Raw genomic sequence first — 13,880 nt, forward strand, 5'->3', positions numbered from 1 at the left:
GCCCGTCGCGGCGGGCCAGGAAGCCCGCGACCTGCCCGCCGTGGCGGATCAGCCGCAGCGTGTCGCGGCGGCGCAAGCGGTTCAGCAGCGCCAGGTCCGACAGGCGCGAGCGGGCGCGCGGGTGGCCCTCGGCCCGGGTGTGGGCCCAGAGCACCCGGGCCAGCGCGGGCAGATGCCAGATCCGGGCGGGCCGGGGCGTCACAGCCGGTCTCCCAGCAGGAATTGCGCCGCGCGGTCGAGGCGGATGTGCGGCGGCCCCTCGCCGGGACGGAGGGAGAGCTGCGCGGGACGGAACTTCATGATCTGGTAATCGCCGTCCAGCCAGCGCTCGCCTGCCGCGAAGCCACGGGTGATGCGGGTCGGATCCTCGGGCAGTTCGCCCGGATAAAGCGCCGCCTCGCGCCCGTCTTCAAGCTGTCCGCGCACGCAGTCCAGAAGCCGGCCCTCGTGGCGCAGGCTTTCCTCGACCGTGCAGCGCAGCGCCGCAATCGACATCGAGGCGGTGCGGGCGCCGGCGAAATCCGCGCGGCGGGTGGCGGAGGCAAGCAACTCGTCCAGCACCGCGGTCAGGCGGTCGTGCTGGGAATGGTGCAGGTGGTCGGCCTTGGTGGCGGCAAAGAGGATCTTCTCGACCCGCTTGCCGAAGAGGAACTGGGTCAGCCAGGCGTTGCGCCCGGGACGGAAGGCGGCGAGGATCGCCTCCATGCCGCGACCCAGGTCGTCGACCGCCTCGGGCCCCGCATGGATTGCCGAGAGCGCGTCGACCAGCACCACCTGGCGGTCGATCCTGGCGAAATGCTCGGTGAAGAAGGGTTTGACGACGCGGGCCTTGTAGGCCTCGTAGCGGCGTTCCATCTCGCGCCAGAGGCCGCGACGGGGCGCGCGGTCTTCCGGGGGCAGGGGCGCGAAGGTGAGGACGGGCGAGCCCGCCAGATCGCCCGGCAGCAGGAAGCGGCCGGGGGTGACATCGGACAGGCCGAGGGTGCGGGCCTCGGTCAGGTAGGCGGTATAGAGACGGGCCAGTTCCTGTGCCTTCGCCTCTTCGAAACTGGCGGTATGGGCGGCGGCCCGGGCGGCCTGCAGGAAGGGCCGGGCGGCGGGGCGGCTGTCCATCCGTGCCAGCAGGTCGGCGGACCAGTCGGCGTAGCTCCTTTCCATCAGCCCGAGGTCGAGCAGCCATTCACCGGGGTAGTCGACGATATCCAGGTGCAGGGTGCGCGGCCCAGAGACCCCGCCGAGCAGCCCCGTGGGGCGAATGCGGAACGACAGCCGCAGCTCCGAGATCGAGCGGGTGCTTTCTGGCCAGTGCGGTGCCGGGCCGGTGAGGGCGGCAAGGTGATCCTCGAAATCGAAGCGCGGCAGGGTGACATCGGGCTGCGGCTGCAGGAAGGTTGCCAGGATACGTCCCTCGGCCTCGGCCACCAGCCCGGCCATGCGGGCGCGGTTCAGCAGGTTGGCGACCAGCGAGGTGATGAAGACCGTCTTGCCGGCACGTGCCATGCCGGTGACACCCAGCCGGATGACCGGTTCGAAGAAGGCGGCAGAGAGGCTGTCCGAGGCGGCCTCGACCTGGCGCGAGACGCCATCCGCGAGGGTGCCGATGCCGAAGCGGGAAATGCCTGCCGTCACGTGGTCGTCCTTCTGCCTGCCCGTATCAAGATAGAGGCGGGCCGCGGATATTCCAAGGCGCGAGGCGGTGGCGGGCAGGGCTGCTCTGGGAGGCGGCCTTGGCCCGCTTCGGACAGGTGCCGGGTTTGCAAAGGTTAACGGTTTGCAGCTTTGCAAAATCGCCCGGGACGGGACGGGACGGCGGGGCTGCGCGGAAATTTGCAGAGGGTAACGCTTTGCAGTTTGCAAACCGGGGCCGGGCAGGGCGCGGGGCGGCCGCTTGGGCGAAGCCGCGCCCGTGCGCCTTACTCCCCGGGGAGTAAGGCGGGATTGCCGAGGGGCGGGTCTTTGGGCTAAGCCGCGCCTCATGCCCAGATATGCCTTGCAAGTCGAATACCATGGCGGCCCCTTTGCCGGTTGGCAGAGGCAGGCCGATCAGCCCTCGGTCCAGGGGGCCATTGAAGCTGCCCTGGCGAAGCTTGAGCCGGGCGCGCATACGATTGCCGCGGCCGGGCGCACCGATGCGGGGGTGCATGCCACGGGGCAGGTCGCCCATTGCGACCTTTTGCGTGACTGGGATCCCTTCCGCCTGTCAGAGGCGCTGAACTTTCACCTGAAACCGCTGCCGGTGGCCATCCGGGCCTGCGCCCTTGTGGCGGAGGACTGGCACGCAAGGTTCTCGGCGCAGGAGCGGCGCTACCTATTCCGCCTGCTGATGCGGCGGGCGCCGGCGACCTTCGAGGCCGGGCTGGTCTGGCAGGTGAAGCAGGACCTGGACGCGGCGGCAATGCGCGAGGGCGCGGCCTACCTGCTGGGCAACCACGATTTCACCACCTTCCGCAGCTCGATCTGCCAGGCGGCGAGCCCGGTGAAGACGCTGGACGAGATCCGCATCGAGGCTGTCGAGGGGCCCTCGGGGCACGAGCTGCAGTTCCACCTGCGGGCGCGCAGTTTCCTGCACAACCAGGTGCGCTCGATCGTCGGCACGCTGGAGCGGGTCGGCACCGGCGCTTGGGCGCCCGAACAGGTGCGCGAGGCGCTGGAGGCGCGGGACCGGGCGGCTTGCGGGCCGGTCTGCCCGCCGGAGGGGCTCTACCTGGCCGGGGTCGGATATCCGGACGATCCTTTCGCTTGACGGCACCGGCGCGCGTGGCCTTCGGGCCACGACGCCCCGCCCGCCGTCCCTGGATGGTCCTTGAACACTTCCCCCGGGCGGCTATCGTCAGCCGTCAGCCGTCAGCCGTCAGCCGTCAGCCGTCAGCCGTCAGCCGTCAGAGACGGGTAAAGGCACGGGACGACCGATAGTGGAAAACGATGGTCCCGGGCCGGCCTTCGGGCATTCGAACTGGATGGGGGCGACGGGTGAACAGGCAGATCGAGTGTCCGGACATTTCGGTTCCGCTGCGGCGGCACTGGCAGGGGATCTATCCGCATGTCTTCATCGCGCCCTATCCGTTCTTCCGTCTGCGCCGCGAGGGGGCGGAGGGGGATGACCGCTACGAGCCGGTGAAGGCCCCGGGCGAGAGGGGCTCGGATTTCGATGATCGGGTGAAACGGCTGGGCGAGGCCGTCAGCTGGCACGCGGTCCATGTTGCCGTCGCACCGGAACGAGACCGCGAGACCTTCTTTCGCGCAGTCTGGCTGCTGAGTGCCCTCGGCTATGCGGAGCGGGCAGGCATCGCCTTGCAGGAAGAGATCTCCGCATGGACCGAGGCGCGAAACCTCTACCTGCCTGCAAGCGACGCGCCGCCTGCGATCCTCGAACCTGCCCTGGCACGGTTCCTTGGGCGCTTCGGGCTGACCCATCTGACCGCCTATGACGAGTTCAGAACCGAGAGCATGGAAGTGTCGCTCGAAGCCCTGGCCGATGATGCAAAGGCCGTCGCTCTCAGGCGATCCGGGCTCTATGCCCTGCATGCACCTGATCCGGGCGTGCTGATCAGCGGCAGCTTCGACGGCGCAGAAGCCATCATCGCGATGAGCAACGCGGCCCGTGCGATCGCAGGCCCGGAGCGGGATTTCGAGGTCTACCCGGCAGGGCCGGAGACCTATGTGGACTGGCTGAACCCGAAGTGCTTCTTTCCGCGACAGCAGTGACTGCGCCCGCCGCTCAAAACGAGGCCGCCCCGAGGCGGTGGCCTCAGGGCAGTCATGTGCAAGGGGAGATCCCGGGCCCTACTCGGCGGCGTGGGTGATGGCGCCGTTCATCACATCCTCGGCCGCGCCGACCAGGGCGGCGGCGATCAGGTCGCAATCCTCAAGCGTCAGGCGGGCGGGCAGGCGGCAGTCGCAGGCGCGCATCAGCATGGCGCGGGTCCGGGGCAGCTCGGGCAGGTCCTGGATGAACTGCCAGTTCCAGAAGGCGCGGGCATTGTCGGTGGACATGCCGAAGACCTGCACCTTTATGCCGCGCTTGCCGGCGGCCTGCTGGAAGGCCAGCGTCTGGGCATCCGACAGGCCGACCAGGTTGAACTGCAGCGAGTCGGGCGCGCGCTCTTCCGGGGCCAGCTTGGCGGGGACCTCGATCCAGGGGCTGGCCGAGATGGCGGCGGCGGTGTGGTCGTGGTTGCGGCGGCCATCGCGCACCCGGCGCGGCACCTCGGGGATCTGGGCGCGGATCAGCGTGGCCGAGAGGTTCGACAGGCGCAGGTTGTAGAGCGGCAGCTGATTCTGCCAGCGCTCCAGCGCCTCGATCAGGTCGTTGGAATTCTCGCCGTGGCGGGCCTTGTGCTTCTTCCACATGTGCTCATAGGCGCCGGACATGATGATGGCGCGGGCCACCAGGTCGGCGTCATCGGTGACCAGGATGCCGCCCTCGCCGGAGTTCAGCAGCTTGTAGCTTTGGAACGAGAAGCAGCCGATGGTGCCGATGGTGCCGATGTTGCGCCCATGCCAGGTGGTGCCGAGGCTGTGCGCCGCGTCCTCGATCACCGGGATGCCGGCTGCGTCGCAGAGCTCCATGATGGCGTCCATGTCCGAGGTATGACCGCGCATGTGGCTGATGATCACCGCCTGGCAGCTCTGCAGCTTGGCGGCGAAATCTTCCATGTCGATGCGGTAGTTCTCGCCCACCTCGCAGAGCACCGGCTGGCAATCCGCATGGACGACCGAAGAGGGCACGGCGGCGAAGGTGAAGCCCGGGATCAGCACCCGCGCGTCACGCGGCAGGTCCAGCGCCTTCAGCGACAGGAACAGGGCTGCCGAGCAGGAGGAGACCGCCAGGGCATATTTCGTGCCCAGCATCTCGGCGAATTCGGTTTCCAGCAGGGTGACGGGGGCGTTCTCGGGAGCGGTGTAGCGGAAGAGATCACCGGAGGAGAGCAGGCGTTCGACCTCGGCGCGGGCGGCTTCGGGGATCGGCTCGGCATCGTAGACATTCGGCGGCAGGGTCATGGTCTTCGGCTTTCCTGAAACTCTCTTTCGGGAAATCTAACGGAAGCGGCGGCGCCGGCAAAGTGAAAACTGTGTAACGCAGGGTCGGCGCCGTCAGGCGCGACGGCGGGCCAGGGCGAAGATCCGCCCGTCGATGGCCAGCAGGCCCAGCCCGATCAGCGCCAGGCCGGCGTAGTGATTGGCCGACAGCCGCTCTGCCAGCACCAGGCTGCCCAGCAGGATCGCGCTGGCGGGCACCATCAGCGTCACCAGCGAGGTATTGAGCTGACCGATGGCGGCGAGGCTGCGGAAGTAGATCACATAGGCCAGCGCGGTCGACAGAAGGGCCAGGGCAAGCAGGGCCAGAAGTGTCGCAGGGCCCGGTGCGGCCAGTGTCCAGGGGCGGTCTATCAGCGCTGCAATGGGGATCATCAGCACCGTCGAGGCGGTGAGCTGGCCGAAGGCTCCGGCCGCCGGGGCGACGCCCATCTGGCGGAAGCGCTGGCCGTAGAATCCGGCGAAGCCGTAGGACAGGGTTGCGCCAAGGCAGGCCAGCATCGGCAGCACCGGGAAGCCACGATCCGAGATCGCGTCACCGCCGACAAGCGCGGCGACCCCGGCCAGGCCGAGGGCAATGCCGACCAGGCGGTTGGCGGTGATCAGGGTTCCGGGGGCGAGGGCGCGGGTGACGAGGATGGCGAAGACCGGCGTCGTGGCATTCAGGATCGAGGCCAGTCCGCTGGCGATCTGGGTCTGCCCCCAGAACAGCAGGCTGAAGGGGATGATGTTGTTCACCGCCCCCATCAGGAAGAAGGCCCGCCAGACCGGCCAGCCGGCGGGCAGGGTGCGCCCTGTGGCGCGCAGGTAGACCAGCAGGGCCAGCGCGGCGAAGCTGACCCGCACCAGCACGATGCTCAGCGGTGGCCATTCGGCCAGGGCGACCTTGGAAAAGAAGAAAGATCCGCCCCAGAGAACTGAAAGCAGGACGAGAAGCGCCCAGTCGAGGGCGCGGATCGGAGGTTGCCGCGTCATGGTCGGATCCGTATCAATTAATTCTAACCTGTGCCGCGCTTCGCCGCTGCGGACTGGCGCGATTTATCGGGGCAAAAGCATGTAGCGGCAAACCAGTCTTTCTGGCCGGATGGGAGAGAACATCTAAATCATGTCGACCCGTCTTCCCTCGCTGAATGCCCTGCGCGCCTTCGAGGCGGCGGCGCGCCACGGCAGCATGTCCCTGGCCGCCTCGGAACTGCGGGTCACCCCAGGGGCGATCAGCCAGCAGATCCGCGAACTTGAGCGCGATCTGGGCCGCCCGTTGTTCCATCGCAGGCCGCGGCAGATCACCTTGACCGAGACCGGCGCCGACCTGTTCCCGGCCCTCCGCAGTGCCTTCCGCATCCTGCGCGAGGCCAGTGAACGGGCCCGGCGGCCGCAGGGGCCGGAGGTGGTCACGCTCAGTTGCACCTCGGGTTTTGCCAGCCAGTGGCTGCTGCCGCGCCTTGCGGCTTTCGAAGCAGCCCATCCGGGCATCGACCTTCGGATCAGCGCCTCGAACCGGGTGCTGGATTTCCGGCGTGATGGAATCGACATCGCGGTGCGGTATGGCCTGGGCCGCTGGCCGGGGCTGACCTGCGAACGGTTGCTCGATGACGAGCTGACCCCGGTCTGCGCGCCGGGGTACCGGCAGAGCCGCGGTGGCCTGTCACACCCGGCAGATCTTGCTCGGGCAAGGCTGTTGCACGACGAACACCGCTACGACTGGCCGCTCTGGATGAGCGCCGCCGGGGCGCCCGAGGTCGCGGCGACGGCGGGGGTGCTGTTCGCCGACGGCACGGGCGCGATCGAGGCGGCGCTGTCGGGGCTGGGGGTGGCGCTGGTGCGGCGCTCTTTCGTGGCGCGCGAGCTTGCAGAGGGGCGACTGGTCGCGCCCTTTCCCCAGGGCCTTGCCAGCGACCTGGCCTATTACCTGGTCTACCCGGAAGCGGGCTGCGGTGCCGGGGGCGCGGCGACCCTTCGCCATTGGTTGCTGGAGACCGCCGGGGCGCTGCAGGCGCGGCGAAAGAATAGGCCCCCGCCAGATCGGCGGAGGCCCCTGGATGGCATGGTGCCCCGGCTCAGACGTTCAGCAGCAGGTGCTCGCGTTCCCACGGAGAGATGACGTTGAGGAATTCCTCGTACTCGGTCCGCTTCACGATGGAATAAACGCGCAGGAACTCGGGCCCGAGAACCTCGGCCAGGGCAGTGGCCTCGTCCATCGTGTCCAGCGCCTCGCCCAGGGTGCGGGGGAAGTCGCCCTCGCCCTCGTAGGCATCGCCGCGGAACTGCTTCTCGGCGCGCTCTTCGTTCATCAGGCCGAGGTAGCCCGCGGCGAGAGAGGCGGCGATCCCGAGGTAGGGGTTGCAGTCCATCCCGGCGACGCGGTTCTCGACCCGGCGCGCCTCGGGAGAGGAGATCGGAACGCGAATGCCCGTGGTGCGGTTGTCGCGGCCCCATTCCAGGTTGATCGGCGCGGCATGGTCCTTCACGTAACGGCGGTAGCTGTTCACGTAGGGCGCCAGCAGGGGGATACATTCCGGCAGGTGCTTCTGCAGCCCGCCGATGAAGGTGTAGAAGGCATCCGTCTCGCCCCCGGCCGGGCCGGTGAAGATGTTCTTGCCGGTCTCGATATCCAGCACCGAGTGGTGGATATGCATGGCCGAGCCGGGCTCGTCGCTGATCGGCTTGGCCATGAAGGTGGCGAAGCAGTCATGGCGCAGCGCAGCCTCGCGGATCAGGCGCTTGAAGTAGAAGACCTCGTCCGCCAGCTTGACCGGGTTGCCATGGCGCAGGTTGATTTCCAGCTGCCCGGCGCCGCCTTCCTGGGTGATGCCGTCGATCTCGAAGCCCTGGGCCTCGGCAAAGTCGTAGATGTCGTCGATGACGGGGCCGAATTCATCGACGGCGGTCATCGAATAGGCCTGGCGCGCGGCGGCGGGGCGGCCCGAGCGGCCCATCATCGGCTCGATCGGCTTGGCCGGGTCGAGATTGCGCGCCACCAGGTAGAATTCCATCTCGGGGGCGACGACGGGCTTCCAGCCCTGTTCCTCGTACAGCTTGCAGACCCGCTTCAGCACGTTGCGCGGCGAGAAGGGGATCGGGCGGCCCTTGCGGTCGAAGGCATCATGGATCACCTGCAGCGTCCAGTCGCCGGTCCAGGGAGCTGCGGTGGCGGTCGACAGGTCGGGTTCCAGGATCATGTCGGGCTCGATGAAGCCCTCGTCGCCGGCGGCATCGGACCAGTCGCCGGTGATGGTCTGGAAGAAGATCGAGTTCGGCAGGTGGAAGTTCTTCTGCCGGGCGAACTTCGAGGCCGGGACGGCCTTGCCGCGGGCGATGCCGGGCACATCCGAGATGATGCATTCCACCTCGTCGAGGCGGCGGTTCTCGAGGTAGGCGCGGGCCGCCTCGGGGATATGGTCGGTCCAGTCGCTGGGGGTCTCGGTACTCATGCGGGGGTTCCTTTCAGCACCGCGGCGATGCGGGCGGCCTCGTCGGCCTCGGTCGTCGGCGTGTCCAGCCGCTGCGTGGCCTCCTCGATCAGGTAGGAGGGCACAACGCCCGGCGCGCGGGTTTCGAGCAGGATGCTGATGGCATCCGCGCCGTACTCGGGATGCGGCTGCAGGGTGTAGACGTGATCGCCATAGGCCAGGGCGGCATATTGGCAGAAGGGCGAAGAGGCCAGGACGCGGGCGCCGGGCGGCAACAGGGTGACCTGGTCCTGGTGCCAGGCGTTCAGCGTCTTGCTGCCGGCTTCGCCGGTGTAGCGGACCGGGCCGACGGACCAGCCGCCGGCGAACTTCTCGACCTGGCCGCCGAGCGCCTGGGCGATGATCTGATGACCGAAGCAGATGCCGACAAGAGGCACTCCGGCGGCGTAGATCTCGCGGATCAGATCCTCAAGCGGCGGGATCCAGTCGTGGTCCTCGTAGGCGCCATGGCGCGAGCCGGTGATGATCCAGCCGTCGCAGGCGCGCGGCCCGTCCGGGAAGGTCCCGTCGACCACGGCGTAGGTTTCGTAAGTAAAGTCATTGCCCTCGAGAAGCCGCTTGAAGAACCCGGGGTAATCCCCCATCTCGTCAAGCATTTTCTCGGGTGCATGTCCGGTCTGGAGGATGCCGATTTTCATGAAACACCGTCTGTTGTACCGCGAAGGTAGAGGAGGCACGGGAAGGCGGCAAGGGGGCCGCGCAGATATCGAGCCGCCGGATGCCACGGCTGCGGTGGCTGCCCGGGCGGGCGTTCCGGCGGGCCCTCGCAGCGGGCGCGGGTCAGACCGTTTCCAGGTAGACCTTCCAGTGTTCCTCGACAGGCAGTTCGGCCAGGCGGCGGATTTCCTGCCGCTTGGTCATGGTGAAGTTGCGGATCAGCTCGGGTGTGAAGATGCGGGCGATCAGAGGATCGCTCTCGAAGCGGTCCAGCGCGCTGGCCCAGTCGGGCATGACGCCGGGCAGGTCCAGCTCATAGGCATTGCCGGTGATCGGCGCGGGGGGCTGCAGGCCGTCCTCGATGCCGACCAGTGCCGAGCCGAGAATGGTGGCCAGCACCAGGTAGGGGTTGATGTCGCCACAGGCCACGCGGTGCTCGATCCGCCGCGCCTTGGCGGGCCCCGAGGGGATGCGGATCGCGGCGGTTCGGTTCTCGTAGGCCCAGCAGGCCCCGGTGGGGGCATGGGCGCCAGGGGTGAACCGCTCGTAGCTGTTGCCATGGGGCGCCCAGACAAGGGTCCCGGGCGCAAGACCCGCGAGGCAGCCGGCAACGGCGTTCTTCAGCAGCGGCGTGCCCTCGGGGCCGCCATTGTCGAAGATGTTGTCGCCGTTCTCGTCCAGCACCGAGAAATGCACGTGCATCCCGTTGCCGGCATCGTTGGGGAAGGGCTTGGCCATGAAGGTGGCGGCCATGTCGTGACGCCGCGCCATGCCGCGCACCAGCGCCTTGAACAGCCAGGCATCATCGGCGGCCGCCATGGCGTCGCGATGCGCCAGGTTGATCTCGAACTGGCCGAGGCCAGCCTCGGACGAGGCGCTGTCGGCGGGAATGTCCATCGCGTCGCAGGCATCGTAGAGATCGGTCAGGAAGCTGTCGAAGGCATCCAGCTGGCGGATCGACAGGATGGCATTGCCGAAGACGGGCCGCCCCGAGATCGGGTTCTGCGGCGCCGAGAGCTGATGGCCGGTGTCGTCGACCAGGTAGAATTCCATCTCGACGGCGGCCTGTACGGTCCAGCCGCGTGCGGCGTAGCGGTCCAGCACGGCGCGCAGGGCGTGGCGGGGGTCTCCGGCGAAGGGGGTGCCGTCATCGTGGAACATCCACATCGGCACCAGCGCCGAGGGGCTGTCGAGCCAGGGCATCGGCACCGGCCCGTGTTCGGTCGGCTTCAGCACGCCGTCCTCGTCGCCGGTCTCGAAGACCAGCGGGCTGTCCTCGATATCGGCACCCCAGATATCCACGTTGAGCACCGAGAGCGGCATCCGCGAGCCCTCTTGCCCAAGCTTGTCGTAAGAGGCCAGGGGCACGCGCTTGCCCCGCATCTGGCCGTTGAGATCTGCCGCCGCCACCCGGAAGGTGCGGTACTGCTCGAAATTCATCGAAACCCCTCGCGGCCCGCAGGCCGCATCTTCAATATGATCAAATCACGGGTATTGTGGCCCATCCCCTCTTCGAGCGGAAGCCGGAAAATGATCAAATCCAGCTTTGGTCCTCAGAGCGGTGCGGGTGCGCCCCGGTGGCGCCCGGAATTTGCCCGGCAGGCCGGCGGCGGCCCCGAGGGGTGACGGGGGGTGCGCCTTGCCTGTCATCGCCGCCGGGACCGGGCGCGCCGCTAGCGCACCAGTTGCGGGCGGTAGCGGATCCGGCGCTTCTGGTTCGACGGCAGGTGCCGGTTCAGCCGCCGGTAGATCGCGCCGTAGACGAAGACGACAGCAAGGGTCAGCAGGATGAAGTACATCGCCAGGATCGGATAGGGGATGAAGGGGTTGAAGGTCTTCGAGGCGAAGTAGTCGGCATAGTAGAGCGCATCGCCCTGCTGCTGGCGCGCCGGGAACGAGCTGAAGTAGACCAGCGTCGTGGCGTGGAACAGGAAGATCGCCTCGTTGGTATAGGCCGGCCAGGCCAGGCGCAGCATGGTGGGGAAGGTGATCCGGCGGAACTTCTTCCAGCCCGAGAAGCCATAGGCGTCGGCGGCCTCGAGGTCGCCCTTCGGCACCGAGCGCAGCCCGCCGAGGAAGATTTCCCCGGCATAGGCGGTGGTGTTGAGGAAGAGGGTGATCAGCGCGCCGCCCCAGGCCCGGGTCAGCCAGGAGGTCTCGGCGGTGAACTGGACCACCCCGAGGTTGATCGGCACCCCTTCGCGGGGCAGCTGGCTGAACAGGGCGTAGAAGAAGAAGAACTGGATGAACAGCGGCGAGCCGCGGAAGATGAACACGAACCAGTCGGCCGGCTTGCGCAGGAACCGGTTCTCGGAGTTGCGCGCCAGGGCGATCCCGATCGAGGCCCAGAAGCCCAGCAGAAGCGCGCCGAGGCCGAAGTAGAGGTTCCAGATCATCCCCGAGCCGATCAGCACGAACTGGTCGCAGAGGGTGAAGTCGGTACGCGGCAGCAGCCGCTCGCCCAGGCCGATGGAGCGCAGGCCGTAGGACTGGATGGTCTCGATGCAGCTCATCATGCGGGTGCTCCCTTGCGGGCCTCCTTCATGCCCTGCGCCGTGGGCTGGCCACGCGACAGGCGGCGGGTGAGGCGGGCGAAGGCGATCTCGGACAGCCGGGTCACCCCGAGATAGAAGACCAGCAGGGCGAGGAAGTACCACAGCCGCCAGTCCGCATGGGGGTAGGCATAGGCCGAGGTCTTCGAGCCGCCCAGTTCGCGGGCCCAGTAGACAACGTCCTCGACGCCCAGCAGGAAGAGCAGCGGCGTGGCCTTGATCAGGATCATCCAGAGGTTGGACAGGCCAGGCAGGGCATAGGCCCACATCTGCGGGATCAGGATGCGCCGGGTGACCTGGCGGCGCGACATGCCGTAGGCCTCGGCGGTCTCGAGCTGGGCGCGGGGCACGGCGTTCATCGCGCCCGACAGCACGAAGGCCGAGAAGGCGCCGAAGACGAAGGCGAAGGCCACGATGGCCAGGGCGACGCCGTAGAGCTCGTGCCAGACCTGCGGTGTCGAGGACAGCGGCAGCTTGGCCTGGGCGCAGACGACGAAGTCGCTGCCCTGGCGGATCGGCGCGTCCCAGTCGGGGCATTTCGCCTTGTGGCGCAGGTATTCCAGGCCCTGGTCCAGCGCCAGCGGAACGAAGAGGAAGAAGGCGATGTCGGGCACGCCGCGCACGATCGAGGTATAGAACTTGCCGAGCCAGCGCAGCGGCGCGATGTGCGACCGGGTGGCGAGGGCGCCGAGGAAGCCGGCCCCAAGGGCGACCGGCGCGGTGATCAGCATCAGCAGGATGACCACGCCGAAGCTCTGATAGAACATCATGTGCTTGGGGGTGGTCAGGTAGCAGGCCAGCCAGCGGCCTCTCTCAAGCAGGTCGGGATCGGCGCAGAAGTCGAACAAGGCGCTCCTCCTGGAGGCTTCGCGGTGGAACGTTGGGGGGCGGGGCGCCGGGGAAATCCCCGGCACCGGGGGCCTTTCGGCCCCCGGGATCATCCCCGCGCAGTCCTCGGCCGGCGCCGGCCTGAGCGGGCACCGGGACGAGGCGCTGCCGGCCTCAGTAGGTGCCGGTGCCTTCCTCGAAGTACTTGTCGAGCAGGGCGTTCAGCGAGCCGTCTTCCTTCATCGAGGTGATGGCGGCATCGAACTTCTCTTTCAGCTCGGTGTCGCTTTCGCGCAGGCCCATGCCGACGCCGCCGCCGAGGGGCACTTCCTCGCCGACGACCATCAGCTCACCGCTTTCCGTGTAGGGCAACAGGAAGTCCTTGTCGGCGAAGACCGCATCGGCCTCGCCGCTCTGCACGGCGGCGATGGTCTCGTCGCCGGTGGCGAATTCCAGCAGGGTGGCGCCGGTCTCGGCGACATAGCTGGCCTGGATGGTGCCGGTCTGCGCCGCAACCACGCCGCCTTTGAGGTCAACACCCTCGTCCATGGCGATGTAGATCGAGGCGGTCGGGGGGTAGTAGTCCTGGGTGAAGTCGATGACCTCGTCGCGCTCGTCGGTGATCGACATGCCGGCGATGATCGTGTCGTAGTTGCCCGAGACCAGGTTCGGGATGATCGAATCCCAGTCGTTGGTCACCCACTCGCAGGTCAGGCCGGCGCGGGCGCACATCTCGTCGCCCAGCTCACGCTCGAAGCCGGCGACCTCGCCGTTGTCGTCGATGAAGTTGTACGGAGGGTACTGACCCTCGGTGCCCATGCGGACCACGTCCTGGGCCAGGGCACCGCCTGCGGTGAGCGCCACGAGCGCAGTGCTGAGGATGAGCTTGTTCATTGGATTTCTCCCGGTGGTGTTGCGGGCGGGCAGGGCCGCCGCGGTGAACCGGCCCGGGTTTGCCCGGGCTCGGAAAGTGGATGTCAGTCGCCCGGAACCGCGAGGTCGCTGGTGGTGGCGCTGAGGAATTGTTGCAGCCGTTCTGTCTTCGGCGCGCCGAAGATCTCGGCGGGGGTGCCCTGTTCGATCAGGTTGCCCTGATGCAGGAAGACCACCTGGTCCGAGACATCGGCGGCCAAGCGCATGTCATGGGTGACCAGCAGCATTGTGCGGCCCTCGGCGGCCAGGTCCTTGATCACCTTGACGACTTCCTGTTCCAGCTCGGGGTCGAGCGCCGAGGTCGGCTCGTCGAACAGAAGCGCCTCGGGCTCCATGCAGAGGGCGCGTGCGATGGCGGCGCGCTGCTGCTGGCCGCCGGACAGCTGGGCTGGCCAGGCGTCGG

At 68.0% G+C, this 13,880-nt stretch carries 13 protein-coding genes and 1 pseudogene; 3 read left to right on the forward strand and 11 right to left on the reverse strand.

What is annotated here, in order from left to right; all coding sequences use genetic code 11:
* Both OS124_RS0110510 and OS124_RS0110515 read right to left on the reverse strand, forming a co-directional pair.
* Positions 1-202: pseudogene (locus tag OS124_RS0110510) on the reverse strand (hypothetical protein); the annotation flags it as partial.
* Entirely contained in the window at positions 199-1,629 is a 1,431-nt protein-coding gene (locus tag OS124_RS0110515; RefSeq protein WP_010139544.1) for a YcjX family protein, read from the reverse strand. The gene OS124_RS0110515 and the pseudogene OS124_RS0110510, both read right to left, overlap by 4 nt.
* A gap of 346 nt (positions 1,630-1,975) precedes the next feature.
* On the opposite strand from OS124_RS0110515, the gene truA reads away from it, so the two are divergent.
* Both truA and OS124_RS0110525 read left to right on the forward strand, forming a co-directional pair.
* Positions 1,976-2,743: a tRNA pseudouridine(38-40) synthase TruA gene (truA, locus tag OS124_RS0110520; RefSeq protein WP_010139545.1), complete on the forward strand. Its 768-nt coding sequence runs from the start codon at positions 1,976-1,978 to the stop codon at positions 2,741-2,743.
* Between the two features lie 227 nt (positions 2,744-2,970).
* The gene (locus OS124_RS0110525; protein ID WP_010139546.1) at positions 2,971-3,705 is read left to right on the forward strand and encodes a hypothetical protein; all 735 of its coding nucleotides are present in this window, start codon (positions 2,971-2,973) and stop codon (positions 3,703-3,705) included.
* Positions 3,706-3,783: 78 nt separating this feature from the next.
* On the opposite strand, the gene OS124_RS0110530 is transcribed toward OS124_RS0110525, so the two are convergent.
* Both OS124_RS0110530 and OS124_RS0110535 read right to left on the reverse strand, forming a co-directional pair.
* The gene (locus tag OS124_RS0110530) at positions 3,784-5,001 is read right to left on the reverse strand and encodes a DegT/DnrJ/EryC1/StrS family aminotransferase (protein ID WP_010139547.1); all 1,218 of its coding nucleotides are present in this window, start codon (positions 4,999-5,001) and stop codon (positions 3,784-3,786) included.
* Positions 5,002-5,094: 93 nt separating this feature from the next.
* Complete coding sequence (locus OS124_RS0110535) at positions 5,095-6,012, reverse strand: DMT family transporter (protein WP_010139549.1); 918 nt, start codon at positions 6,010-6,012, stop codon at positions 5,095-5,097.
* A 130-nt stretch (positions 6,013-6,142) separates the two neighbouring features.
* On the opposite strand from OS124_RS0110535, the gene gcvA reads away from it, so the two are divergent.
* Positions 6,143-7,138: a transcriptional regulator GcvA gene (gcvA, locus tag OS124_RS0110540; protein ID WP_010139550.1), complete on the forward strand. Its 996-nt coding sequence runs from the start codon at positions 6,143-6,145 to the stop codon at positions 7,136-7,138.
* Here the strand turns inward: gcvA and OS124_RS0110545 are convergent.
* The 7 genes from OS124_RS0110545 to OS124_RS0110575 form a co-directional block, all read right to left on the reverse strand.
* Positions 7,095-8,468 (reverse strand): glutamine synthetase family protein, encoded by a 1,374-nt coding sequence (locus OS124_RS0110545; protein WP_010139551.1) that lies wholly within the window; start codon positions 8,466-8,468, stop codon positions 7,095-7,097. The two genes, gcvA and OS124_RS0110545, sit on opposite strands and share 44 nt — an antisense overlap.
* Positions 8,465-9,145: a type 1 glutamine amidotransferase gene (locus OS124_RS0110550; RefSeq protein WP_010139552.1), complete on the reverse strand. Its 681-nt coding sequence runs from the start codon at positions 9,143-9,145 to the stop codon at positions 8,465-8,467. Before OS124_RS0110550 ends, OS124_RS0110545 begins: the two co-directional genes overlap by 4 nt.
* Positions 9,146-9,287: 142 nt before the next feature.
* A complete protein-coding gene (locus OS124_RS0110555) occupies positions 9,288-10,604 on the reverse strand; it encodes a glutamine synthetase family protein (RefSeq protein WP_010139553.1) in 1,317 nt (438 codons plus the stop codon).
* A gap of 233 nt (positions 10,605-10,837) precedes the next feature.
* Positions 10,838-11,677 (reverse strand): ABC transporter permease, encoded by an 840-nt coding sequence (locus tag OS124_RS0110560; RefSeq protein WP_010139554.1) that lies wholly within the window; start codon positions 11,675-11,677, stop codon positions 10,838-10,840.
* A complete protein-coding gene (locus OS124_RS0110565) occupies positions 11,677-12,564 on the reverse strand; it encodes an ABC transporter permease (RefSeq protein ID WP_010139555.1) in 888 nt (295 codons plus the stop codon). Before OS124_RS0110565 ends, OS124_RS0110560 begins: the two co-directional genes overlap by 1 nt.
* A gap of 154 nt (positions 12,565-12,718) precedes the next feature.
* Positions 12,719-13,438: a transporter substrate-binding domain-containing protein gene (locus OS124_RS0110570; protein ID WP_010139556.1), complete on the reverse strand. Its 720-nt coding sequence runs from the start codon at positions 13,436-13,438 to the stop codon at positions 12,719-12,721.
* An 83-nt stretch (positions 13,439-13,521) separates the two neighbouring features.
* Positions 13,522-13,880 (reverse strand): ATP-binding cassette domain-containing protein (locus tag OS124_RS0110575; protein ID WP_010139558.1); only part of this gene is annotated, 359 nt, incomplete at its 5' end.

It is taken from the genome of Oceanicola sp. S124, assembly GCF_000220565.1.
Taxonomy (GTDB): domain Bacteria; phylum Pseudomonadota; class Alphaproteobacteria; order Rhodobacterales; family Rhodobacteraceae; genus Pseudooceanicola.

What these genes read in the sequence shown, in the direction of transcription:
- OS124_RS0110530 (WP_010139547.1), bottom strand. Translation starts at nt 5,001, where the DNA reads ATGACCCTGCCGCCGAATGTCTACGATGCCGAGCCGATCCCCGAAGCC.
- OS124_RS0110550 (WP_010139552.1), bottom strand. Translation starts at nt 9,145, where the DNA reads ATGAAAATCGGCATCCTCCAGACCGGACATGCACCCGAGAAAATGCTT.
- OS124_RS0110560 (WP_010139554.1), bottom strand. Translation starts at nt 11,677, where the DNA reads ATGAGCTGCATCGAGACCATCCAGTCCTACGGCCTGCGCTCCATCGGC.
- OS124_RS0110545 (WP_010139551.1), bottom strand. Translation starts at nt 8,468, where the DNA reads ATGAGTACCGAGACCCCCAGCGACTGGACCGACCATATCCCCGAGGCG.
- gcvA (WP_010139550.1), top strand. Translation starts at nt 6,143, where the DNA reads ATGTCGACCCGTCTTCCCTCGCTGAATGCCCTGCGCGCCTTCGAGGCG.
- OS124_RS0110555 (WP_010139553.1), bottom strand. Translation starts at nt 10,604, where the DNA reads ATGAATTTCGAGCAGTACCGCACCTTCCGGGTGGCGGCGGCAGATCTC.
- OS124_RS0110570 (WP_010139556.1), bottom strand. Translation starts at nt 13,438, where the DNA reads ATGAACAAGCTCATCCTCAGCACTGCGCTCGTGGCGCTCACCGCAGGC.
- truA (WP_010139545.1), top strand. Translation starts at nt 1,976, where the DNA reads ATGCCCAGATATGCCTTGCAAGTCGAATACCATGGCGGCCCCTTTGCC.
- OS124_RS0110535 (WP_010139549.1), bottom strand. Translation starts at nt 6,012, where the DNA reads ATGACGCGGCAACCTCCGATCCGCGCCCTCGACTGGGCGCTTCTCGTC.